Source organism: Kitasatospora sp. McL0602 (assembly GCF_052076145.1).
Lineage (GTDB): Bacteria > Actinomycetota > Actinomycetes > Streptomycetales > Streptomycetaceae > Kitasatospora.
This window is the reverse complement of the sequence record NZ_CP197246.1, coordinates 4,888,759-4,910,964: the sequence shown is the minus strand read 5'-3', so window position 1 is coordinate 4,910,964 and position 22,206 is coordinate 4,888,759. Positions and strand designations below refer to the sequence as shown.

General features: G+C 73.1%; 20 protein-coding genes. 7 read left to right on the top strand and 13 right to left on the bottom strand.

Features of this window, described 5'->3' with window-relative positions; all coding sequences use genetic code 11:
- Positions 1–123: 123 nt before the first annotated feature.
- Positions 124–1,485: a HAMP domain-containing sensor histidine kinase gene (locus tag ACR68M_RS22455; RefSeq protein WP_441251685.1), complete on the bottom strand. Its 1,362-nt coding sequence runs from the start codon at positions 1,483–1,485 to the stop codon at positions 124–126.
- A gap of 14 nt (positions 1,486–1,499) precedes the next feature.
- Positions 1,500–2,252 (bottom strand): response regulator transcription factor, encoded by a 753-nt coding sequence (locus ACR68M_RS22450; RefSeq protein ID WP_441245898.1) that lies wholly within the window; start codon positions 2,250–2,252, stop codon positions 1,500–1,502.
- 133 nt (positions 2,253–2,385) lie between these two features.
- Between ACR68M_RS22450 and ACR68M_RS22445 the strand changes: the two genes are divergently transcribed.
- Positions 2,386–2,916: a hypothetical protein gene (locus ACR68M_RS22445; RefSeq protein ID WP_441245897.1), complete on the top strand. Its 531-nt coding sequence runs from the start codon at positions 2,386–2,388 to the stop codon at positions 2,914–2,916.
- A gap of 22 nt (positions 2,917–2,938) precedes the next feature.
- On the opposite strand, the gene ACR68M_RS22440 is transcribed toward ACR68M_RS22445, so the two are convergent.
- On the bottom strand, positions 2,939–3,481 hold the full coding sequence (locus tag ACR68M_RS22440) for a VOC family protein (protein WP_441245896.1): 543 nt from the start codon (positions 3,479–3,481) through the stop codon (positions 2,939–2,941).
- 180 nt (positions 3,482–3,661) lie between these two features.
- On the opposite strand from ACR68M_RS22440, the gene ACR68M_RS22435 reads away from it, so the two are divergent.
- The 3 genes from ACR68M_RS22435 to ACR68M_RS22425 are packed head-to-tail and all read left to right on the top strand — an operon-like array spanning position 3,662 to position 5,369.
- Complete coding sequence (locus ACR68M_RS22435; RefSeq protein ID WP_441245895.1) at positions 3,662–4,144, top strand: Lrp/AsnC family transcriptional regulator; 483 nt, start codon at positions 3,662–3,664, stop codon at positions 4,142–4,144.
- A 17-nt stretch (positions 4,145–4,161) separates the two neighbouring features.
- The gene (locus ACR68M_RS22430; protein ID WP_441245894.1) at positions 4,162–4,566 is read left to right on the top strand and encodes a helix-turn-helix domain-containing protein; all 405 of its coding nucleotides are present in this window, start codon (positions 4,162–4,164) and stop codon (positions 4,564–4,566) included.
- Positions 4,567–4,583: 17 nt separating this feature from the next.
- On the top strand, positions 4,584–5,369 hold the full coding sequence (locus ACR68M_RS22425; protein ID WP_441245893.1) for an IclR family transcriptional regulator: 786 nt from the start codon (positions 4,584–4,586) through the stop codon (positions 5,367–5,369).
- Positions 5,370–5,378: 9 nt separating this feature from the next.
- Here ACR68M_RS22425 and ACR68M_RS22420 read toward each other — a convergent pair whose 3' ends face one another.
- From ACR68M_RS22420 to ACR68M_RS22405, 4 genes are all read right to left on the bottom strand, one after another.
- The gene (locus ACR68M_RS22420) at positions 5,379–6,170 is read right to left on the bottom strand and encodes a hypothetical protein (protein ID WP_441251684.1); all 792 of its coding nucleotides are present in this window, start codon (positions 6,168–6,170) and stop codon (positions 5,379–5,381) included.
- Positions 6,171–6,239: 69 nt separating this feature from the next.
- Entirely contained in the window at positions 6,240–6,890 is a 651-nt protein-coding gene (locus ACR68M_RS22415; RefSeq protein ID WP_441245892.1) for an IclR family transcriptional regulator, read from the bottom strand.
- A 304-nt stretch (positions 6,891–7,194) separates the two neighbouring features.
- A complete protein-coding gene (locus ACR68M_RS22410) occupies positions 7,195–7,839 on the bottom strand; it encodes a response regulator (protein ID WP_441245891.1) in 645 nt (214 codons plus the stop codon).
- A 56-nt stretch (positions 7,840–7,895) separates the two neighbouring features.
- Entirely contained in the window at positions 7,896–8,681 is a 786-nt protein-coding gene (locus ACR68M_RS22405; protein ID WP_441245890.1) for a sensor histidine kinase, read from the bottom strand.
- 242 nt (positions 8,682–8,923) lie between these two features.
- On the opposite strand from ACR68M_RS22405, the gene ACR68M_RS22400 reads away from it, so the two are divergent.
- Positions 8,924–9,430 carry an SsgA family sporulation/cell division regulator gene (locus ACR68M_RS22400; RefSeq protein WP_441245889.1) on the top strand — a complete coding sequence of 169 codons (507 nt, stop codon included), beginning with the start codon at positions 8,924–8,926 and terminating at the stop codon, positions 9,428–9,430.
- A 21-nt stretch (positions 9,431–9,451) separates the two neighbouring features.
- Here ACR68M_RS22400 and ACR68M_RS22395 read toward each other — a convergent pair whose 3' ends face one another.
- Positions 9,452–11,275, bottom strand: a complete 1,824-nt coding sequence (locus tag ACR68M_RS22395) for a DEAD/DEAH box helicase (protein WP_441245888.1) — start codon at positions 11,273–11,275, stop codon at positions 9,452–9,454.
- A 351-nt stretch (positions 11,276–11,626) separates the two neighbouring features.
- On the opposite strand from ACR68M_RS22395, the gene ACR68M_RS22390 reads away from it, so the two are divergent.
- Complete coding sequence (locus ACR68M_RS22390; protein WP_441245887.1) at positions 11,627–12,058, top strand: SsgA family sporulation/cell division regulator; 432 nt, start codon at positions 11,627–11,629, stop codon at positions 12,056–12,058.
- 41 nt (positions 12,059–12,099) lie between these two features.
- Here ACR68M_RS22390 and ACR68M_RS22385 read toward each other — a convergent pair whose 3' ends face one another.
- Genes ACR68M_RS22385 through ACR68M_RS22370 form a run of 4 tightly spaced genes read right to left on the bottom strand, consistent with a single transcriptional unit; the run spans position 12,100 to position 19,194 of the window.
- Complete coding sequence (locus ACR68M_RS22385) at positions 12,100–14,625, bottom strand: phosphatidylglycerol lysyltransferase domain-containing protein (RefSeq protein ID WP_441245886.1); 2,526 nt, start codon at positions 14,623–14,625, stop codon at positions 12,100–12,102.
- Positions 14,622–15,941, bottom strand: a complete 1,320-nt coding sequence (locus ACR68M_RS22380) for an alpha/beta hydrolase (RefSeq protein WP_441245885.1) — start codon at positions 15,939–15,941, stop codon at positions 14,622–14,624. Before ACR68M_RS22380 ends, ACR68M_RS22385 begins: the two co-directional genes overlap by 4 nt.
- 40 nt (positions 15,942–15,981) lie before the next feature.
- Complete coding sequence (locus ACR68M_RS22375) at positions 15,982–16,602, bottom strand: class F sortase (protein WP_441245884.1); 621 nt, start codon at positions 16,600–16,602, stop codon at positions 15,982–15,984.
- A 30-nt stretch (positions 16,603–16,632) separates the two neighbouring features.
- The gene (locus tag ACR68M_RS22370) at positions 16,633–19,194 is read right to left on the bottom strand and encodes a phosphatidylglycerol lysyltransferase domain-containing protein (protein WP_441245883.1); all 2,562 of its coding nucleotides are present in this window, start codon (positions 19,192–19,194) and stop codon (positions 16,633–16,635) included.
- A gap of 272 nt (positions 19,195–19,466) precedes the next feature.
- Between ACR68M_RS22370 and ACR68M_RS22365 the strand changes: the two genes are divergently transcribed.
- On the top strand, positions 19,467–20,771 hold the full coding sequence (locus tag ACR68M_RS22365) for a hypothetical protein (protein WP_441245882.1): 1,305 nt from the start codon (positions 19,467–19,469) through the stop codon (positions 20,769–20,771).
- Here the strand turns inward: ACR68M_RS22365 and ACR68M_RS22360 are convergent.
- A complete protein-coding gene (locus tag ACR68M_RS22360; protein WP_441245881.1) occupies positions 20,751–22,193 on the bottom strand; it encodes an MFS transporter in 1,443 nt (480 codons plus the stop codon). The genes ACR68M_RS22365 and ACR68M_RS22360 overlap by 21 nt on opposite strands.
- Positions 22,194–22,206: the final 13 nt, after the last annotated feature.

Here is a 22,206-nt window from a genome sequence, read left to right as displayed (position 1 = left end):
CTCCGGCAGACGCTAGACCCACAGCAGCCCCTCAACGGGGCTCCTGAGCCAGCCGAACACCTCCCTTAGGCCCCCGTTAAGGAACAGCTCACAGCAACCACCTCAGGGGCTGGCCCACTGCGTTCAGCTGGTGCGCCGCAGCCTGCGGCGGCTGCGGGTCGGGCCGCCGTCGGGGTGGGTCTGGAGGCGGAGGCGGAGTTCCGCGCCGCCGAGGACGGCGCTGCGGCCGAGGGCGAGGTCGCCGCCGGTGGCCTCGGCGAGTTTGCGGACGATGTCGAGGCCGAGCCCGGTGGAGCCCTCGCCGCCCTGGCCCTCGCCTCGCCGCAGGGCCGCCGCAGGGTCCGCGAAGCCCGGCCCGGCATCGCCGACCAGGACGATGACCGAGGAGGCGGTGGCGAGGACGTCGACCGAGAAGGCGGTGCCGACGGCGGTGTGCCGGAAGACGTTGCCGAGCAGGGCGTCGACGGCTGCCGCGAGGTCGCCGCGCTGGACGGGGACGGGGGCAGGGCCCTCCGCGCCGGCGAGCTGCCAGGGGCGGCTCTCGTCCTCGGCGAGGGCGGACCAGAAGCCGGCCCGCTCGCGGATGACCTCTGCCGCGTCGCAGCCGACCGCGACCACCGGGGTGTCGTCCGGCGTCCGGCGGGCGGAGCGGATGATCTGGTCGACCTCGCGCTCCAGCTGGGCGACGGCGTGCCGGGTGGCGTCGGCGGCGTCGCCGTCCCCGAGCGAGGCGGTGTTGAGCCGCAGCACGGTGAGCGGGGTCCGGAGGCGGTGCGAGAGGTCGGCGGCGAGTTCCCGTTCGGCGGCGAGCAGGTGGACGACGCGGTCGGCCATCGCGTTGAAGGCGAACGCGGCCTCGCGGAGCTCGTCGGGGGCGCCGTCGGCCTGCCGCCCGTGGACGGGGACGCGGACGGCGAGGTTGCCGTTGCCCAGCGAGCGGGCGGCAGCCGCCAGGCGGCGGGCGGAGGCGACGATCCGGGCGCCCATCCGGTCGGCGACCAGCACCGAGATGGCGACCAGTGCGAGGGCGACGAGCGAGAGCACCAGCCAGGCGGTGCCGACGCCCCGGGTGAGGTCGCCCTCGGGGACGTACACCTCGACGACGGCGACCCGCCCGCCGTCGACGGTGACGGGTTGGAGCAGGGCGAAGCCGCCGGGGGCGTGCACGGTGAAGGAGCGGTTCTGCCCGCCTGCGGTGGCGACGGAGGCGGCGTCGGCGCGGGCGTCACCGACGAGCGCGTCCGAGGGCAGGTGGACGGCTATCCGCTCACGGGCCCCGGCGTCGGTGCTGGCGAGCGCGCGGGCGATGGCGTCCTGGTCGGTGGTGATGGCGAGGGCCGGGCCGAGGGCGGCGGCCTGCCGCTCGGCGGCGGTGAAGGCCCGGTCCCGAGCGGTCTGCTGGACCATCAGGCCGAGCGGTATCAGGAAGGCCAGCGCGACCATCGTGGTGCCCGCGACGGCCGCCTTGACCATCGCCCAGCGCAGGGGCTGCCGCTGCCTCATGTCCGACCGTCACCCGGCAGCCGACCGTCACCCGGCAGCCGCGCGTCCCCCGGCGGAGCCTGCTCCGGCAGCGGCGCCTCCAGCCGGACGCCGACGCCGCGCACGGTGTGCAGGTAGCGCGGCTTGGAGGCGGTCTCGCCCATCTTCCGGCGCAGCCAGGACAGGTGGACGTCGATGGTCTGGTCGCCCCCGTACGTCTGGCGCCAGACCTCGGCGAGGATCTCCTTGCGCGGTACGACGACGCCGGGCCGGGCGGCGAGGAAGGTGAGCAGGTCGAACTCGCGGCGGGTCAGGTCGAGCGGGCGGCCGTCGAGGACGGCCTCGCGGCGCTGGACGTCGACGGCCAGGCCGCCGACCCGCAGGATCTGCGGCGCGGGCGCGCTGCCGCCGCCGAAGCGGCGCAGCACGGCCGCCATCCGGGCCGTCAGGTGTTCGACGGAGAAGGGCTTGACGAGGTAGTCGTCGGCGCCGTCGTTGAGCAGCCGGACGATCTCGGCCTCGTCGTCGCGGGCGGTGGAGATGATGACGGGGACGTTGGTCAGGCCCCGGATCATCTTGAGCGCCTCGCTGCCGTCCAGATCGGGCAGGCCGAGGTCGAGGATGACGAGGTCGCAGCCGATCTGGGCGACCTCGCGCAGTGCTTCCAGCGCGGTGCCGACGCTGCGGACGGCATGGCCGGATTCGGCGAGGTGCCGGATGAGGGCGGAGCGTACGAAGGGGTCGTCCTCGACCACGAGCACTGTTGCCATGGGGCTGCACGGTACGCCATCCGGTCGAATTGGTCTGTACCTCGGGGTCAGGAACGGCCATTGTGCAAGCCTCCTGCCGATTTCCCGGGTCACTGACCTGCTGCTCGCCGGAGTACGGCAGGATGTGCACGCGATGCGGAACGGACTGGTACAACTCGGCGCCTGGGCGGCGGCCACCGGGGCGGCGGTGCTGCTGTCCTGGCTGGGCGTGCACGCCGTGCTGACGGACGCCTCCTCCGCCCACCCGCTGCCGCTGCCACTCCCCTCGGCGGGCCGCCCGACCACCCCGCCCGCGTCGCTACCGTCCGGGGACACCACCCGGCCGAGCCCGGGTGCGACCTCCGCGACGCCGAGCCCGACCGGCCCGAAGCCCAGCCCGCACCCGTCCACGGCCTCCGCTACCAGCGCCTCCGCCACCACCCGCCCGGCGAGCCCGCAGGCCGGCTCGGTGCACAGCTACCTCGTCCCGGGCGGCCGGGTGGCGCTGGACATGAAGCCGGACGTGGCGAAACTGGTCTCGGCGACCCCGGATCCGGGCTGGCGGCTCCAGTACTGGCTGGAGGACCAGTGGATGCGCTTCGACTTCTCCAAGGACGGCAGCACCAACTCGGTCTTCGTCACCTGGAACGGCCACCCGCCGGACGTGCAGACCGCAGTCGGCTGAGCAGTCGGCTGAGGGGCGCCGCTCAGACCAGCACGCCGGGCGGCGGCGGCACGTACCCCGGCAGGTAGAGCCCCGGGTAGGCGGTCCGCTCGACCAGGGTGTGCCGCCCGGCGGCGGTGCCGATGACCGCGAGCACCACGGTGCCGTAGCGGTCCTCGATCTCGTACGGCTCGGTGACCGGCTCGGCGCCCCGGTCGACGGCGTAGTCGTACGCGGCGTAGGCGTCGGGCACCTCGACGGCGAGGTCGAGGACGGCGTCGCCGTGCGCGGCGACGTGATCGGCGATCAGGCGGCCGTGTTCACCGAGCACTTGGACGACCGAGGTGACGACGAAGCGGACCCCGCCGGACTCCAGGACGTAGCTGACGGTCTCGGGGTTGCCCGTCTCGGGGCCCGAGTAGGCGGTGCAGCGCAGGGCCAGGGTGGTGACGTAGTGGCGGGCGGTGCGGCGGGCGTCGGCGACGGCGAACACCATGGCGTCGGTGCGGGTGGCCGGGAGGGGGCCGGACTCGCCGGGGTGGGTGGCGAGCGGCCCGGTGAAGAGATCGGCGAAGACGTCGGTCAAGAGAACCTCCCCGGTTGGACCCTGCGTACGGCGTGGGGGCGCGCGGCGCAGGGTGCTGCAGGGAGCGTGGCCCCCATCACATCGATGCGCAACTGTTCCGATTCCTGCTGGGCAAGCTGCCCCGCCGGGCCGGAAAATGGCAGTCCCAGCTGTGCAGATTGCCCATCGGACGGAGCCGCCGTGCACTCACCCAACGACGCCATCGACGCGCTCGACGGCAAGTTGATCAGACTGCTGAGCGCCGAGCCGCGGATCGGCGTGCTGGAGTGCTCGCGCCGCCTCCAGGTCGCCCGGGGCACCGTGCAGGCCAGGCTGGACCGGCTCCAGGCCCGGGGGGTGATCGGCGGCTTCGGCCCACAGGTCGACCCGGCGGCGCTCGGCTACCCGGTGACGGCCTTCGCCACCCTGGAGATCTCGCAGGGGCAGGGCGCGGACGTGCGGACTCACCTGGCCTCCGTGCCGGAGGTGTTGGAGCTGCACACCATCACCGGGCAGGGCGACATGCTGGTCCGGATCGTGGCCCGCTCCAACGCCGACCTGCAACGGGTGATCGACCGGGTGGTCGACTTCGACGGGATCGTCCGGGCCTCGACCGCGATCGCCCTGGAGAATCCGGTGCCCTACCGGGTGTTGCCGTTGGTCGAGCAGGCAGCCGGGGAGTGAGATGTATGCATATGCCAATGACGTATGCACGTAAAGATCACGGCCACCAGACACCAGCCAACGCCCCCACCCTGATCGCCTCCGCCCAGCGCGCCCTGCGCCTGCTGGAGGCGGTGGCCCGCTACCCCCGTGGCGCCACCGCCAAGCAGCTCGCCAGGGACACCGGGCTCGCCCTCGGGACGGCCTACCACCTGCTGCGCACCCTCGTGCACGACCGCTACCTGGAGCGCCGCGAGGGGCACTACCTGACCGGCCCCGCCGTCGCCGGACTCACCCGGGAGGAGAGTCCGACGGCCGGTCGCGGCCGGCTCGACCGGGTGGTCGACTTCGACGGGATCGTCCGGGCCTCGACCGCGATCGCCCTGGAGAATCCGGTGCCGTACCGGGTGTTGCCGTTGGTCGAGCAGGCAGCCGGGGAGTGAGATGTATGCATATGCCAATGACGTATGCACGTAAAGATCACGGCCACCAGACACCAGCCAACGCCCCCACCCTGATCGCCTCCGCCCAGCGCGCCCTGCGCCTGCTGGAGGCGGTGGCCCGCTACCCCCGTGGCGCCACCGCCAAGCAGCTCGCCAGGGACACCGGGCTCGCCCTCGGGACGGCCTACCACCTGCTGCGCACCCTCGTGCACGACCGCTACCTGGAGCGCCGCGAGGGGCACTACCTGACCGGCCCCGCCGTCGCCGGACTCACCCGGGAGGAGAGTCCGACGGCCGGTCGCGGCCGGCTCGACCGGCTGCTGCGGAGGCTCTCCTACGAGCTCTCCGCCGCCGTCTACTTCTCGCGCTACCACCAGGGTGAGGTCGAGTTGGTGGCCGCGCTGGCCGCGCCCGGGGCACCGACGATCGACCCGGCGGACTTCCGGTCCGGCGCGCACGCCCACTCGGCCGGGAAGACCTTCCTGGCCCTGCTGTCCGCCGACGAACGCCGGGCCCACCTCGCCCGGCACCCGATGGTCCCGCTCACCCCGTACACCCTGCTCGACCCGGCGGAACTGCCCCTGCTGCCCCGGCAGGGGCCGCACCGGGCGGTGCCGATAACGCAGTACGAGGAGTACGCGATCGGCACCGCCGGGGCGGCCGTGCCGATCGTCGCGGGCAGCGGGCTGGCGGCGGTGTCGATCTCCGTCCCGATGAGCCAGGCCCACCGCTTACCGCAGATCGCCTCCGAGCTCCGCACCCGGCTGAGCGAGGACTTCGCGGCGGCCGCGTTCGGGCTCTGACCGACCGCTTCAGCAGCTCGGGACCTGGCCGCCGCTCTTCAGCGCCCTGAGCGCGTCGACCGAGCCGGCGAGCGTCGTGACCGGGATCAGCCGCAGCCCGGCGGGGGTGTTCACCTTCGCGTCCGAGCACTCGCCCCGGGGCACCAGGAAGACCGTCGCACCGTCCCGGGCCGCCGCCTGGGTCTTCAAGGGCACGCCGCCGACAGCGCCGATGGCGCCGCTGTCGTCGATCGTGCCGGTGCCCGCGATCACCTTGCCGCCGGAGAGGTCACCGCCCTGGCCGTCCCCCGCGAGGCGGTCGATGATCCCCAGCGCGAGCAGCTGGCCCGCGCTCGGGCCGCCGATGTCCCCCAGGTCGACCGTCACCTTGACCTGGCTCGGCGAGAGGTGCAGGTAGTTCAGCGCGGCGACGGTCGCACTGTCCTGGGACTGCGTCATCTGCTCGGCCGTCACCTCCTGCGCCTTCGCCGGGTCGGTCTGCGGGTAGACCGCGTCGGAGGGCAGTACGGCCTCGCCCGACTTCCACCAGGCGCCGACCGCCGTCCACAGGCTGGCCCGCTCCCCCGGGTTGGTCGCCGAGATGGTGACCATCCGCAACTGCCCCTGGGTCTGCCGGGCCGGCGCCCCGGTGACGGTCAGCACCTCCCGGCCCTGGTACGTGCCGAGCACGTCGGCCGTCGTCCCCGGCCAGGTCAGGGTGTACGGCAGCGGCACGAAGGCCGCCACCGCGAGCAGCGCCCCCACCACCACTCCGCAGAGCGCGAGCACCCGGGCACGGGCAGAGGTCGTAGCAGCAGGCAGCTTCACATCGGAGAACTCTACGCAGGTGGCCGACCGCAGGTGTTCAGCGCAGCGGTTCGGTGCAGGCGTTCAGCGCAGGGCGTCGGCGACCTCCGTCGCCGCCTCGACCACCCGGGGCCCGACCCGCTCGGGCACCAGCCCGTTGAGCATCACCACACCGACGCTGCCCTCGATACCGCTCAGGCCGATCAGCGCCGCCGCCGCGCCACTCGCGCCGGACTGCTCCTCCGCCCGGGTGATGACGAAGCCCTGCTCCGGCCGCCGCTGCCCGGGGAAGCCGCGCGCCTCCAGGATCGCCCGGCCCGCCGCGCTCTCCTCCAGGGGGTGCCGCAGGCCCGTCCGGTACGCGACGTGGAAGTCCGTCCAGCTCGGCTCGACCACCGCGACGGCGAGCGCCTCGGCGCCGTCGACCAGCGTCAGGTGGGCCGTCGCCCCCAGGTCCTCGGCGAGGCTGCGCAGCGCCGGCAGGGCCGCCTCGCGCAGCAGCGGGTGCACCCGGTGGGCCAGTCTCAGCACGCCGAGGCCGACGCGGGCCCGGCCGCCGATGTCGCGGCGGACCAGACCGTGCTGCTCCAGGGTGGCCAGCAGCCGGTAGACGACGGTGCGGTTGACGGCGAGCCGGGCGGCCAGCTCGGTGACGGTCAGGCCGCGTTCGGAGTCGGCCAGGAGTTTGAGGACGCGCACTCCGCGGTCCAGCGTCTGGGAGGTCTCGGCAGTCACGACGCGCGTTTCCTTTCTGCGGCGGTCGCGGCCGGGGCAGGGCATGCCGGGGCCGGGACAGGGGTGGCGCGCAGGGGGGTGGCTGCGAAGGCCCGTCTCGGAGCGGGGGGTGGTCGTTCGAGAGAGCGTGGGGAGAAGGTAGTGAACGGGAGGCACACAGCGGAAGTAGTTGTCCAAAATTCGGGCGCGATCATGGCAAGTTCGTTCCGCAAACCGGGGCAAGACACCCATATTCGAGGGGCATCATCAAACATCAGTTCGAATAAATTCCGGAGTGCGGACACCGGTGGAAATCCCGGTGGGGTCAGCCGACCCGCAGCAGCCCGTCCCGCAACGCCGCCGCGACGGCCGCGCCCCGGCTCTCGACGCCGAGCTTGGTGTAGATGTTCGTGAGGTGGCTCTTCGCCGTCGCCTCACTGATGAAGAGCTGGGCCGATATCTGCCGGTTCGACAGCCCGTCGGCGAGCAGCTGCAGCACCTCGACCTCGCGCCGGGAGAGCGCCGGGGCCCCCGCCCGCATCCGCCGCAGCAGCCGCCCGACGGCCGCCGGGCCGAGCACCGACTCGCCCCTGGCCACCGCACGTACCGCCGAGACCAGCTCCTCGGCGGCGCTCTCCTTGCCGAGGAAGCCCATCGCACCGGCGTCGATCGCCGCGAAGACGTCCTGCTCCGAGCTGTAGGCACTCAGCACCAGCACGGCGGGTGGACGCTCCCGGTCGACCAACGCCCGGATGAGGTCGGCCCCCTGGAACAGCCCCGCACCCAGGTTGAGGTCGAGCAGCACCACGTCCGGCCGGTCCTGCGGCGCGGCCTCGGCCAGCTGCCGCAGCGCCGCGTCGTCCCCGGCGGCCTCGCCGACCACCCGCAGATCGGGCTGGTCCTCCAGCATCATCCTGACCCCGAGCCGCATGGCCGGGTGGTCGTCCACCACCAGCACACGAACCGTCATGCCCACTCCCCCAGGTCAGGGACTCAGTATGCCAGTCCCGACAAACCGGACAGGTCTCAGCCCTGGAACTCCACCGTGACGACCGTCCCGCCGCCCGGCGGCGACTCCACCAGCATCCGCCCGCCGAAGCGGCCGACCCGCTGCGCCATCCCGGCCAGCCCGAGCCCCGACCCGCCGCCGCCACCGCTGCGGCTGCCGGGCCGGGCCGCCATGCCCGCGCCGTCGTCCCGGACGGCGACCCGCACCCGGTCGGCGAGGTGGCGGAGTTCGACCGTGATCGTCGCCGCACCCGCGTGCTTGACGGCGTTGGCCACCGCCTCGTGCACCATCCGCAGCGCCGCGCTCTCGGCGGGCAGCGCCAGCCGCCGGGCCACCCCGACCACCCGCAGCCGCAGCTCCGGCACCGCCGCGTACCCGCCGACTCCCCCCTGCCGGGCCTCCCGCAGCTGCCGCAGGGCGGTCAGGTGCCGCCCGGACAGCCCGACGAACCGCTCCAGGGCCGGGGCGAGCCCGCCCTCCAGCAGCTGCGAGGCGGCGATCCCCCCGATCAGGTCGTGCGACTGCCCGAGGCCGAGCACCGCGGTCTCGTACGCCGCGCCCAGCCGCTCCCGCACCCGGCGCTCCTCCGCCGGGAGCGCGTGCTCGGCCGCCCGGATCATCAGGGTGAGCGCGGAGAGGCTCTGGGCGACGGTGTCGTGCACGTCCCGGGCTACTCGGACCCGCTCCTCCAGGCGCCCCTGCTCGCGCAGCCGCTCGGCCTGAGCGGGCGTCAGCCCGAGCCCTTGCCAGGCCTTCACGGAGCCGAGCGAATCCCGCACCGCCACCCTGACGGCCCGTCGCACCTGTAGAACCTTTACCCGCATATCACTTGACATGGCCTGGAGTCCACCGCCATACGATTGGTTTTCTTCCATCTTAAGTGGCGAATCACAGGCCCGACCGACGGCGGTTGTGATCGGGCGACGCAGGCGAGATCCTGGACGCGCGACACTGCGCGACAGCGCCTCCACAGATTTCACACGGTCAGAACACAGTCAGCACACGGGACATCGACACCGCAACGAGCGCCACGACGGGGGACACCATGCGATACACCGACATGCCGGAAGACTTCGACGGCCACGAAAACCCACTCGGGCACCACGGCGACGATCTCGCCGACAGCTTCTCCGACAGCGGCGTGCGAGCCCGGCTGGCGATGGAGCTGGAGGGCGGCCCAGGGCTGAGCTACCAGCTCCGGGCCGACGTCGAGTACCGGACGGCCGACCCACTCGTGCTCGGCCTCACCTTCCACCTCCCGGGCGACACCCCGGTCACCTGGACGGTCTCCCGGGAGCTGCTGCTCGACGGGCTGTCCGCCCCCGCCGGGGAGGGCGACGTACGCGTCCGCCCGCACCCCGACTCCCCCGACCACGCGCAGCTCCAACTGCACGCCCCCGGCGGCTCGGCCCACCTCTCGGTCACCCGCGGCGCGCTGCACGAGGTGCTGCTGCGCACCGACCTCCTGGTGCCGTTCGGCGAGGAGTTCACCGACGGCGGCCTGGAGCGGGCCGTGGCCGGCTGGCTGGAGGCCGCCGCCAGCGAGAACTGACGGAGCGAACCGACCGGGCGGTCAGCTGTTGGCCCACTCGCGGATCTTGGTGATCCGGGCCTTCAGCTGATTGGCCGTCGCCTGGGCGGTGAGCGGGCCGCCGCACTGGCGCCGCAGCTCGTTGTGGACGGTGCCGTGCGGCTGGTTCGTCCGGTGGTGCCAGGCGGCGACCAGCGCGTTCAGCTCCTTGCGCAGCTCGCGCAGCTCCTGATGGGTCACCACCGGGCGCTGCTCGGCGGGCAGTTCCAGCAGGTCGGCCTGGTCGGCGGGCTTGGTCTTCGAGCGCTGGATCTGCCGGGTCTGCCGCTTCTGCAGCAGCATCTGCACCTGGTCGGGCTCCAGTAGGCCCGGGATGCCGAGGTAGTCGTCCTCCTCCTCGCTGCCCGGGTGCGCCTGCATGCCGAATTCCATGGCGTTGTAGAGCACCCGGTCGAAGACCGCGTCCGAGCCCAGCGCCTCGTAGCTCAGCTCGTCGCCGCCCGCGCCGTCCGGCCCGTCGTTGGCCCGCTCGGCCTCGGCGAGCAGCCGGTCCTCCTCGTCGAAGAGCCCGTCGCCCTCCTTCTTGGGCCGGTCGAGCACGTGGTCGCGCTGGAGCTCCATCTCGTTGGCGAAGCCGAGCAGCATCGGCACCGAGGGCAGGAAGACGGAGGCCGTCTCGCCGCGCTTGCGGGCTCGCACGAAGCGGCCGACGGCCTGCGCGAAGAAGAGCGGGGTGGAGATCGAGGTGGCGTACACGCCGACGGCCAGCCGGGGCACGTCGACGCCCTCGGACACCATCCGGACGGCGACCATCCAGCGGTCGTCGTTGGCGGAGAAGTCGGAGATCCGCTGCGAGGCCTCGACCTCGTCGGAGAGCACCAGCGTCGCCTTGGTGCCGGTGATCTCGCGGATCATCTTGGCGTAGGCGCGGGCGGTGTTCTGGTCGGTGGCGATGACCAGGCCGCCGGCGTCCGGGATGCCCTTGCGGACCTCGGTGAGCCGCTTGTCGGCGGCCCGCAGCACGTTCGGGATCCACTCGCCCTGCGGGGCCAGCGCGGTGCGCCAGGCCTGGGCGATCAGGTCCTTGGTCATCGGCTCGCCGAGCCGGGCCTCCAGCTCGTCGCCGGACTTGGTGCGCCAGCGCATGTTGCCGCTGTAGCTGAGGAAGATCACCGGGCGGACGACGTGGTCGGCGAGCGCGTGCCCGTAGCCGTAGGTGTAGTCCGCGACGGACTTGCGGATGCCGTCACTGCCCGCCTCGTACTGGACGAACGGGATCGGGTTGGTGTCCGAGCGGAACGGCGTACCCGTCAGCGCGAGCCGCCGGGCGGCCGGCTCGAAGGCCTCGAAGCAGGCCTCGCCCCAGGACTTCGAGTCTCCGGCGTGGTGGATCTCGTCCATCACGACGAGGGTCTTGCGGGCCTCGGTCCGGTTCCGGTGCAGCATCGGGTTCACGCCCACGCCCGCGTACGTCACGACGATGCCGTGGTAGTCCTTCGACAGCGGGCCCGACGAGTACGCCGGGTCCAGCCGGATGCCTATCCGGGCGGCCGCCTCGGCCCACTGCTTCTTCAGGTGCTCGGTCGGCGCGACGACCGTGATCTGCTGCACCAGGTGGTTGTGCAGCAGGTACGAGGCGAGCGTGAGCGCGAAGGTGGTCTTGCCTGCGCCCGGGGTCGCGACGGCCATGAAGTCGCGGGGCTGCTTCTCGATGTACCTGTCCAAGGCCCCCTGCTGCCACGCTCGCAGCTTGCCCGCCGTGCCCCAGGGGGCGCGGCCGGGGAAGGCCGGGGAGAGGTGGTGCGAGGGTGCGGCGGAGGCACGCACGACGGAGTGCGGGTCGGCATCCGAGAACAGCGGAGCCATCGGGGAAGCGGGGGCAGTACTCACGGTCTCCGAGGGGGGTTGTCGCAGGTCAGGGGTACTTCTGAGGCCCCGACCCACAGGCGGGCAACGGTCGGACAACCCGCCTAGCCTACCGGCCCGCCCCCGCCCGCGGCTTCCGACACGGCCCCCGCGGGCCCCCGCGGACGCGTCTCACCAGGCCCCGCACCGGACGCGCCGCGAGGTGATTCAGGTCACACCGGAAAAGCGGGTAAGACTTGGCGCGACAGCGACTCTCCATGCTGCGAGAGCACCACCCGGCGCAGCTGCCACAGCGGCGCGCGGCGGGTGGGCCGCAGTCGTCGAGGCGTTCGCGCCACCGGGAGGAAGCTCATGTCCGTAGCCGTCGAGCAGGTCGTGCAGGCCCGTCTGATTCTCTCCGCCCAGCGGTCGGCGCTGCTGCGGGTCACCCTGCGGTACCGGGTCGACGACCCGCTCGCCGTCCGGATGGCCTTCCCGGCGGAGTACTCGCTCGACGCGGAGAGCAGCAGCGGGCCCGGAGACCCCGAGGTCGAGTGGGTGTTCGCCCGCCAGCTGCTCGCCGCCGGGCTGGACCAACCGACCGGCGAGGGCGACGTGCACATCCGGCCGACCCTGGGCCGCCGCGCGATGGTCGAGCTGCGGGCGGCCGAGGGCGTGGCCCTGCTCCAGTTCGACGCCGGCCAGCTCCGGCGCTTCCTCTGGCGCAGCCACCTGGCCGTCCCGGAGGGCCAGGAGTTCAACCACCTCGACGCCGACCGTGCCCTCGCCGAACTGCTCGGCTGAGCTCACGCAAAGAACCAGCCCCCAGGGGGCTGGCCATTACGTCATGACGAGAGCCGCCGCATCAGCCGGACGCCCTGGGACGGCGTGAGGTGCGGCAGGTACGCCTTGCCGATCGCGCGGGTGATGCTGCCGAGTGCGGCCGGGTCGGGGTAGACCATGTACATCGGCCGGTACTCGGGCTGGAACTTGGCCTTGAAGGCGAGCAGCGAACGGAAGCCGTAGACCGGCTCCAGCACCTTGCCCATCCAGTCGAGCATCCGCTGCAGCGCGGCCTGCGGCTCACCCCGGTCGGCGCGGGCCAGCGGAGCACCGGAGAGGCTGAGGAAACGCGCCCCCTCCTCCTTGAAGCCGAGGGCGGCCGAGGCGATCAGGAACTCCATCACGCCCCGGAAGCCCTCGGACCGGCGCCGCATGAAGTCGAGCGTCCAGCCGACCGGCTCGCCGTTCTCGTACACCGGCATCCAGCTGGTCAGCCCGTGCACGGTGCGGTCGGCGTCGACGGCGACCAGCACCCGCACGGCCGGGTCGTCGAGCTCGGCCAGGCCGCCGAGGGTGAAGCCCATCTCGGGCAGGCCCTTGTCGGAGACCCACTCCTCCGAGATCGAGCGGACCTGCTCCTTGATGGCGATCGGCGCCTCCGGGTAGCTCCACCACTCGGCGGTGATGCCCTGCTTGCCGGCCTTGTTCAGCGAGGTGCGGATGTCCTGCCACTTCTTGCCGGTGAAGGCCAGGTCGGGCAGCGGCACGACGGTGTCCTCGGCCACCTGGAGCGAGCGCCAGCCGAGCTGCTCGGCGGCCTCCAGGGTCTCGGGGGTGACGCTGTAGAAGCAGGGCGTCCAGCCCCGGGTGTCGCAGTACCGGGCGAAGCCCGCGACGGCCCGCCGCCGCGCCGCGGGCTCGCCGAACGGGTCGCCGGTGGTGAGCGCCACCGTCGCGATCACCCGGTACGGCACCGCGGCCTCGCCCTGCTCGTCGAACCAGTAGTGGTTGCCGTCCCAGGTGCTGATGAAGGAGAGCGTGGAGCCGCCGTACCGGGTGAGCAGCTCCCGGGCGCGGGCGGCGGCCTCGGCGTCGACGTGCACCACGGGGCGGCGGAAGGCGAGCAGCAGGGCGATCAGCGCGACGGCCCAGAAGACCACCCCGCAGTAGATCTCCAGCGTCTGCGCCGTGCCGCCCGCCGCGATCGGGTAGCCGGGCAGCAGGTCGTTGTAGGCGGGCGGCAGCAGCTCCGAGGGCAGCCCGGCGAAGAGGGCGCCGATGGTGGCGTCGGGCTCGTACTGGTCCCGGACGAGCCAGCCGATGCCGACGTACGCGGCGCAGGCGAGCAGCAGGGTGCCGCCGACGACGACGGCCAGCCGGCGGGTGTCGCGGCGGGGCAGCCGTTGGTCGAAGCTGCGGCGGGTGCGCAGCAGCAGGGCGAGCATCAGGACGGGCAGCAGCAGCGCCTCGCCGATCAGCTCGTAGAGGTACTTCTCGCCGTTGTCCTGGGCGAAGTCGTGGTAGTTGAGCACCAGCAGCCAGCAGAGCACGCCGATCCAGAGCAGCTCCGTGATGGTGGTGATCCACCAGGCGAGCCGCAGGCCGCGCCGGAGGCCCTCGGCGAGCACCAGCAGCAGGAACGGCACCAGGGCGGCCATCAGCAGGCCGGGCGAGTGGAAGAAGCGCTGAACGGAGTGCGCGCGGGCGCAGGCCTGGACGGATTCCTCGCAGGCGAGCTGGACCTCGTCGGCGGAGGGCACGTGCGAGAAGTAGAGGTCGCCGAGGGTGTTGAAGGGGCCGATGGCGTCCTGGTAGAGCGAGGCGACGAGCGGGCCGATCGCGGTGGCGATCAGACAGAGCGCGACCAGCACCCGGGTCTCCGTACGGGAGACGTGGCGCGCGACCTTGGGCAGGCGGCGCTGGAGCAGCGCGCCGAGGGCGAACCCGACGGCGACGGCGGCGACCCGCTGGACGGACTGCAGGTGGCCGATGTAGAGCATCATCACCAGTGGGACGAGCACCACGAGCAGCCGCAGGCGGCGGCGCCAGAGCACCGTCAGCCGGTAGCTGAGCGCGGCGGCCAGCGCGAAGACCCCGACGGTCGGGCCGACGGCGGCCTGGTCCTGGATGGCCTGCGTCCAGCCGAGGTCGGCGGCGATGCCGAGCCGGACGAGGTAGGTGCCCAGCACGCTGCCGAACATCTGCCCGAGCAGCAGCACCAGGGCGCTGAGCGGGGAGCCGAGCCGCTGCTCGGCGGGCGGGCCGATCACCGCGATCAGCAGGGTGGTGACGACGTACGAGCCGATGCCGGAGCACCACAGCAGCGAGGCGGCCGGGGCCCACCAGTGACCGGCGTCGAGGGTGGGCAGGCCGACGCCGACCTGCTGCAGCAGGCGCGGGGACGGCCCCTCGCCGAGGCTGCCGGTGGCGGCGCCGACGACCCACAGCGCGGCGATCAGCGTCAGGGTCAGCGGGGCGGTGCGCAGCTGGGCCGCGAGCGGGGCGAGGGCCCGCAGCCAGCGGTGCCAGCCGCGCTCGGGGCGCGGGGTGGTCGGGACCGGCTCTGTGGCGGCCAGGCTCTCGGTCATCCGGTCAGTCCTGTCTGCTGGGCCAGCCAGGGGATGTTGTCACCGAGGCCCGCTCGGAAGGTGTTCCAGTCGTGCCCGCCGGGGACGGTGCCGGCTTTGGCCTTCATCCCGGCCTTGACGGCGGCGGCGTAGACCTTGGCCTGCTGCGGGCCGTACTCGCCGTCGCTGGCACCGACGACGAAGGAGGCGGCGGTGTCGGGGAAGCGCTGACGGGCCATCACGTGCAGCGGGTCGACGGCGTCGAAGGCCGCCTCGTCGCCGCCGAAAGCTTCCTGCACGGTCTTGTCGTGGCTGCCGAGGGTGGGCTCCTCCTGGCCGGAGATGTCCAGGAACGAGCCGTAGACCTGGGGCGCGTTGACGCCGAGTTGGAGGGAGCAGGTGCCGCCGAGCGAGAGCCCGCCGATGGCCCAGGAGGTGCGGCCGGTGGCGGTCTGGAGGTGGGTGTGGACCCAGTCGGGGACGTCCTGGGCCAGGTAGGTCTGGGCCTTGGCGATCCGGGAGTCCATGCAGAGGCTGTTGCCCCAGGTCGAGCCGGTCTGGTCGGCGACCACGACGATCGGGGCGAGCCCGTCGTGCTTGGCGGCGAACGCGTCCATCTGGTCCTGGAGCCCGCCGGAGTTGACCCAGTCGGCGGGCGAGCCGGGCTGACCGGCCATCAGGACGAGGACGGGCAGCAGCGGGCGCGGGTCGGCCTGGTAGGCGGGCGGCAGGTAGACGTACGCGTCCCGGGCGTTGAAGCCGGACTTCACGCCGGGCACCGGGGCGGTGGAGATGGTGCCCTTGGCCGGGAGGTTCGCGGGCCGGTGCCAGACCTCGGAGAGCGGGCGGCCGGGCGGCGCGGTGACGACGCTGCTCACCCTCCCGGTGGTCAGCTTCTCGGTCTTGCCGATCCAGGGGGCGAGCAGCACCCGCAGGGTCGGGTACTGGTCGAACTCCCGGTTGATCTGCGAGGCGGACATCAGCACCACCAGGGCGGCGGCGACGACGGCCCCGGCCCGCCCGCGCCAGCGCAGCGTGGGCATCCGGAAGGCGGCCAGGCAGAGCCCGAGGATGCCGACGCCGAGCCAGCCGGTGACCTCGTACGGCAGGCCGTCGGGGAGGACCTGCCACCAGTCGTCGACGGCGATCTGGATCAGTGTGGCGAGCGCGGCGGCGATCACCACGGCGCAGGGCAGCCTGCGGCTCCACCAGTGCCTGGTGCCGGAGACCGCGAGGGCCAGCAGGGCGGCACAGCCGATCGCCAGGATCGCGTACGGGATCACTCCGTGCGTCAGCGACCAGTCGATCGGATTCCACGCCGCTGTCGGCCGGCTCATGTCCTGCTACCTCCGGAGGTCTCGGGTGTCGGTTCGGGTGTCAGGCGGAGACGCCGCGCACCAGGTGGGCGTAGACCACGACGTTGCCGTCGTAGCCGTCCTGCTCGGTGTAGCCGCCGCCACAGGTGATGACGCGCAGCTGGGAGCCCCGGGCCGGGCCGTAGACCTTGGCGTCGGGGAAGTCCTTCTTGGTGTAGACCTCGACGGCGTCGACCACGAAGAACGCGGAGCCCCGGTCCGCTCCGGCCACTTCCAGCTGGTCGCCCCGGTGCAGGCTGCCGAGTCGGTAGAAGACGGCGGGGCCCTGCCTGGTGTCGACGTGTCCGGCGATGATCGCGGTTCCACGCTGGCCGGGGGTGATGCCCTCCCGGTACCAGCCGGCCAGGTTGCGGTCGGTGTCGTCGGGCGGCCGGATCCGGCCCTCGCCGTCCAGCCCGAGGCCGGTGACGGGTGCGTCGACCTGGAGGGTGGGGATCCTGATCCGGGTCGGCACGGCGCGTGGCCGGGGCGGCGCGAACACCTCGGACCCGACGGCCCCGAGCGCCTGGTCGGCGCCGGGCAGCGGGGGCAGCCCGTTGCCCTGGACCAGCCACGCGCCGAGCACCAGTGCCGCACCCGCCGCCAGTGCCCCCGGCCAGGGGCTGCGCGCGTCCTCGTTCACGTGTGCACCCCGTCTCGCGGCTGGTGGATCTCATTCAGTAGATCCGGCTTCGGGCCGGGCGGCATCCGCAGCCGCCCCTGAACGGGTGAGCGGGCGCAGCAGCCGAGGCCGCGTCAGGAAGCCCTCCGCCAGCCCGTTGGCGACGGCGATCGCGGGCAGCTCGGAGGACTTCTCGTAGAGCAGGAAGCGCGGCTCCCACTGCGGCTGGTACTTGGCGTTCGCCCGGTAGAGCGACTCCAGCTGCCACCAGCGGGAGAGGAACCGCAGCACCGCCCGCAGCAGCCGCAGCACCGGCCCGGCCCCGACCCGTGCGCCGCGCTCGAAGACGTACCGGAACATCGCGAAGTTCAGCGACAGCCGGACGACCTGCAGTTCGCCGGCGTGGGCCCGCAGCAGCAGTTCGGTGACGAGGTACTCCACCAGCCCGTTGTCGGACTCCCGGTCACGCCGCATCAGGTCGAGCGAGAGGCCGTGCGCTCCCCAGGGCACGAAGCTCAGCAGGGCGCAGGTGCGGCCGTCCTCGTCCCGGCACTCGGCCAGCAGGCAGTCGCCGTCGGCGGGGTCGCCGAGGCGGCCGAGCGCCATCGAGAAGCCGCGCTCGGTGCGGCCGTGCCGCCAGGCGTCGGCGAGCCGGACCAGCTCGGCGAGCTCCTCCGGCGGGATGTCCCGGTGCCGGCGCAGCACCGCCCGGTACCCGGCCTTGCCGACCCGGTTGTGGGTCTGGCGCAGGGTGCGCATCGAGCGGCCCTCCAGGGTGAAGCCGTCGGTCTCCACCACCGCCTCGTCGCCGAGCTCCAACGCCCGCAGCCCGGCCCGGCGGTAGGCCTCGCCGGCGCGCTCCCCCGCACCGGTGACGGCGAGCACCCAGCCGTGGGCACGGGCCTGCTCGCGCCAGACCTCGATCGCCTGCGGCCAGGCCTCCGGGTCGCCGAGGGGGTCGCCGGAGGCGAGGGCGACGCCGTTGACCACCCGGTGCAGCACCGCCGCCTTGCCCGAGGGCGACCAGCAGACCGACTTGTCGTGGCGCAGCGCGAAGTACCCGAGCGAGTCCCGGGCGCCGTGCCGCTCCAGCAGGGCCCGCAGCCGCTGCTCGTCCTCGGGGCCGAAGGCGTCGGCGGCGCGGGCGGAGCGGAAGAAGACCCGCAGGGTGAGCAGCATCAGGGCGGCGCCGAGGCTGTTGAGCGTCAGGTCGACCCAGCTGGGCACGTCGAGGTCGACGTACTCGACGATCCCGGAGAGGGTGACCAGCCGGAAGCCGACGTACGTCGCCGCGTCCCCCCAGTCGGGCGGCGGCCCGGCGTAGGTGGCCCGGACGAGGGCCGCGCCCAGGCCGGTGACGGCGGCGCCGCCGAGCAGCAGCACGGCCAGGCCGAGCACGACGTTGCCGGGCCCGCCCTTGGCGTGGAAGGCCCGGCGGCTGAGCAGCAGTGCGGCGAGGACGGCGAGGGTGAGGCCCGCCGAGACCCAGTTGAAGGGGTGCGCGCGGTCGTCCGGCAGAGCGGCCAGGGCGAGCGCGAAGACCCCGCCGTAGAGGGCGACGACGACGGTCGCGACGATCCAGGCGGCCCGCTTGCGGCGGCGCAGCATCACGGCGAGCAGCCCGGCGAAGAGCGCCGCGGTGAAACCCGCCGTCATCAGCACGGGGGTGAAGAACTCGCCACTGTTGGCGCGGTGCACCTGGTCGCGGAACGGCGCGATCAGCCCGGCGGCGAAGTTGAGCAGGGTCGCGATCCGCAGGTACCACTCGGCGACGCCGGCGCAGCGCCCGCGCCAGGCGGGCAGCGGCGGCGGCACGTACGGCTCGAACGGCTCGGGTTCGGGCACGACGACGGGCTCCGGGGAGAGGTCAGGGGTGCCCGCGAGCACGTCGTACACGGCGGTCTTGGCGGCGACCAGCCGTCGGTGGAAGCTGGCCTCGCGGCGTTCGGCGCGGGCCATCCGCTTGGGGCGCGAGCGGTAGCGCCAGCGTGACCAGGGGCTGCGCGGGCGGGCCAGCCGGACGGCGCCGACGGCCGCGAGCGGCCAGAACATCACCCCGAGCAGGCCGGTCCAGATCTTGCCCTTGACCAGGCAGACCACCACCAGCAGCAGCACCGCCCCGGCCACCACCAGCTGACCGGCGTTCAGCCCGCGCTCGAAGCCGCCGAACGGCAGTTCGCCGAGCAGCAGCAGCGCGATGAACGCGACGACCAGGATCACCGCGTCCACCGACTTGCGGCCCTGCTCGCTCCAGTAGACGTCCTCCAGGTGCAGCACCAGGGCGAACTCGTCCAGCACCAGCCCGCAGCCGGCGCCGAAGCCGAACCCCAGCACGTTGTGCAGCGCCCCGGTGTCGCCCCGGACGGCGAACGCGCCGACCCCGCAGATCACCATCAGCCCCTGGCCGAAGACCACGTGGTGGATGTGCAGCCCGCCGGGCGTGACGTTGCCCGGCCACCAGCTGGTGCCGCGCCGGATCATCCGGACGCTGAAGCGGATGAACAGGAAGGAGCTGATCAACCCGGCCAGCAGCAGGAAGAGCGGCTGCCGACCGGTGTCGACGATCCGCTCCCGGTACGCGTCGAGCACCGACTGCCACATCGCTGGGGGCACACTCCTCCGGATTCGGTACCAGCTGACGCCCGCTCAGCCCGGCCCGCCAGTCGTGTCCGCCGGCCGGGCGATGCGGCCCATGGGCCGAACGGACGTGCGCGCGGCGCGTACCGGGGACACCGCCCGTCGCGGCGGCCCTGTCGGACGGACTGACAGTCATACCCGTGGCATGCTGACCCGCATTCGAACGATTCGACGGCTCATCGGACTAGTCCGACCGCCTTGGACTGCTCGTACGGGACTCGCCGCGCTCCCCAGGAACGGATGTGACCATGGACGCTCTCTCCCGCCGGACACTGCTCGCCGCAGGGGCCGCCACCGCCGCCACGCTGGCCGCAGGCTGCGGCTCCGGTACCGGCAGTGAGGGCGAGCACGCGCCCGCGCCCCTCGCCGTCCCGTCCTCGGCGGCCCACCCGAACAGCCCGAGCCCCGCCCCCAAGCCGCCCGCGACGCTGATCGGCGACGGCTCCACCTCCGACACCGGCCCGCAGCCGGGCCAGCCGAAGGCCGTACCCCTGCCCCCCGGCGAGCGGCCCCCGCAGTTCGTGGTCTTCTCCTGGGACGGCGCGGGCGAGCTCGACAACCGGCTCTTCACCCGCTTCCGCCAGCTCGCCAAGGACCACAAGGCGTCGATGACGTTCTTCCTGAGCGGCATCTACACCCTCCCCGAGGGCAAGAAGGACCTCTACCGCCCGCCGCAGCACCCGATCGGCGCCAGCGACATCGGGTACCTGAGCGACCAGCACATCCACGACACGCTCCAGCAGATCGGCGCGGCCTGGCTGGAGGGCCACGAGATCGGCACCCACTTCAACGGCCACTTCTGCGGCGCCAACGGCGGCGGCAAGTGGTCACCCGAGGAGTGGGACAGCGAGATCGAGCAGGCGATGTCCTTCGTCATGAACTGGAAGACCAACACCGGCTTCACCGACCTCCCCGCGCTCCCCTTCGACTACCGCAAGGAGCTGATCGGCGGCCGCACCCCTTGCCTGGAGGGCCAGCGCGGCCTGCTGCCGACGGCGGCGGCGCGCGGCTGGAAGTACGACAGCAGCGGGCCCGGCGGGCTCCAGGTCTGGCCGCAGAAGTTCCAGGGCGGGGCGCTGTGGGACTTCCCGCTGCAGTCCATCCCCTTCCCCGGGCACAGCTTCCAGGTGCTCTCGATGGACTACAACATCATGTACAACCAGTCCGGCAGCAACACCAAGGGCGACGCCGGGATGCACCCCGCCTGGCAGACCCAGGCCCGCGACTCGCTGCTGGCCGGCTTCGACCGGGCCTACCGGTCCAACCGGGCGCCCTTCTACATCGGCAACCACTTCGAGCAGTGGAACGGCGGCATCTACATGAACGCCGTCGAGGACGTGCTCACCGCCATCGCCGCCCACCCCGACGTCCGGCTGGTCTCCTTCCGCCAGCTCACCCAGTGGCTCGACGCCCAGGACCCGGCGGTGCTCCGCAAGCTCCAGGCCCTCAACCCCGGCGAGGCCCCGACCGGCGGCTGGGAGACCCTGCTCGGCACGCCCGCCGCAGCGCCGTCGGCACCTGCTCCCGCTGCTTCAGCTTCGCGCGCGGCCTGAGAGCAGCGCGCCGAGCAGCGCCACACCCGTCATCACCACGAAGATCACCGCGAACGCGGCCGCCGGCACCGAGGACCCGTCGGCGGCGGCCGCCGCCGACCCACCGCCCAGCGCCGCGAACAGCACCCCCGCCAGACCGATCAGCAGGACGTTGCCCAGCGCGTCGCTCAGCTGGAGCGAGGCCGAGTTCGCCCCGGCCTCCTCCGGCGCGGACAGCTTCATCATCAGCACGCTGACCGTCGACACCGTCAGCCCCATCCCGATCCCGCCGACCCCCCAGGCCGCAGCCGCAGCCCACACCGGCGCGGCCGGTACGAGCACCAGCCCCGCCCCCGCGATCGCCACCGCCGTCAGCACGAAGCCGACCCGGATCAGCCCCTCCCGGTGGCGGTCCGCCCACGACCTCCCCTGGAGCCAGGAGCCCAGCGCCCAGGAGAGCCCGCCGCTGGTCAGCGTCAGCCCCGCCATCGTCGGGGACAGCCCCCGCTGAGTGACCATCATCAGCGGCACGAACGCCTCCGCCGCGAAGAACGCCCCCGCCGCCACCCCACGCAGCAGGATCACCACCGGCAGCCCGCGCGCCGCCCGCAGGGTGCCGGGCGGCAGCAGCCGCACCACCGCCGGGCCCAGCAACGCCGCACCCGCCACCGCAGGCACCAGCCCGAGCAGGTCGAGCCGCTGCCCCGCGTACTGCAACAGCCCCGCACCGACGGCGGCCATCGCCGCCAGCGCCGTCCGCCGCCGGTCGATCTCCGCCCCGAGCCCGCTCGGCTGCGCCCGCTCGGAACGGCGCAGCGCGGGCCCCATCACGGCGAGCGGCAGCAGGATCAGCACCGGGACGGCGAGGAACACCCACCGCCAGCCGAGATGCTGCGTGACGGCCCCCGCCACCACCGGCCCGACCACCGAGGGCAGCACCCAGGCCGCCGCGAACGCCGCGAACACCTTCGGCCGCAGCCGCTCCGGGAAGGCCCGTCCGACCACCACGTACAGCGCGACGATCACCAGCCCACCGCCGAGCCCCTGCACCGCCCGCCCGGCGACGAACAGCCACATCCCGACCGCCGTCCCCGCCACCAGCAGCCCGACCCCGAACACCGCTATCCCGGTGAACAGCGGCGCCATCGGCCCCCGCCGGTCGCACCACTGCCCCGAGACGACCAGCGCGAACAGCGTGCTGGTGAAGTACCCGGAGAAGGCGAAGGCGTACAGCCCCAGCCCGTCCAACTGCCGAGCCGCCACCGGCATCGCGGTGTTCACCGCCGTCGCCTCGAAGGCCAGCAGCAGCACCACGGAGATGATCCCGAGCGTCAGCGCCCGGTACGGGCCACTGAGGACACCGCCGCCGGCGTCACCGTCGTCGTCGTCCGTCGGGAGGTGGCCGGGAGCGCGGTCGACCGAGGTGGGGGAGGCTGTGGTCATGCCGTTCATCGTA

Coding starts and splice junctions, on each gene's coding strand:
- ACR68M_RS22390 (WP_441245887.1), top strand. CDS start 11,627: ATGTCCGTAGCCGTCGAGCAGGTCGTGCAGGCCCGTCTGATTCTCTCC.
- ACR68M_RS22425 (WP_441245893.1), top strand. CDS start 4,584: ATGACGTATGCACGTAAAGATCACGGCCACCAGACACCAGCCAACGCC.
- ACR68M_RS22450 (WP_441245898.1), bottom strand. CDS start 2,252: ATGGCAACAGTGCTCGTGGTCGAGGACGACCCCTTCGTACGCTCCGCC.
- ACR68M_RS22445 (WP_441245897.1), top strand. CDS start 2,386: ATGCGGAACGGACTGGTACAACTCGGCGCCTGGGCGGCGGCCACCGGG.
- ACR68M_RS22410 (WP_441245891.1), bottom strand. CDS start 7,839: ATGACGGTTCGTGTGCTGGTGGTGGACGACCACCCGGCCATGCGGCTC.
- ACR68M_RS22360 (WP_441245881.1), bottom strand. CDS start 22,193: ATGACCACAGCCTCCCCCACCTCGGTCGACCGCGCTCCCGGCCACCTC.
- ACR68M_RS22385 (WP_441245886.1), bottom strand. CDS start 14,625: ATGACCGAGAGCCTGGCCGCCACAGAGCCGGTCCCGACCACCCCGCGC.
- ACR68M_RS22430 (WP_441245894.1), top strand. CDS start 4,162: ATGACGTATGCACGTAAAGATCACGGCCACCAGACACCAGCCAACGCC.
- ACR68M_RS22400 (WP_441245889.1), top strand. CDS start 8,924: ATGCGATACACCGACATGCCGGAAGACTTCGACGGCCACGAAAACCCA.
- ACR68M_RS22380 (WP_441245885.1), bottom strand. CDS start 15,941: ATGAGCCGGCCGACAGCGGCGTGGAATCCGATCGACTGGTCGCTGACG.
- ACR68M_RS22395 (WP_441245888.1), bottom strand. CDS start 11,275: ATGGCTCCGCTGTTCTCGGATGCCGACCCGCACTCCGTCGTGCGTGCC.
- ACR68M_RS22365 (WP_441245882.1), top strand. CDS start 19,467: ATGGACGCTCTCTCCCGCCGGACACTGCTCGCCGCAGGGGCCGCCACC.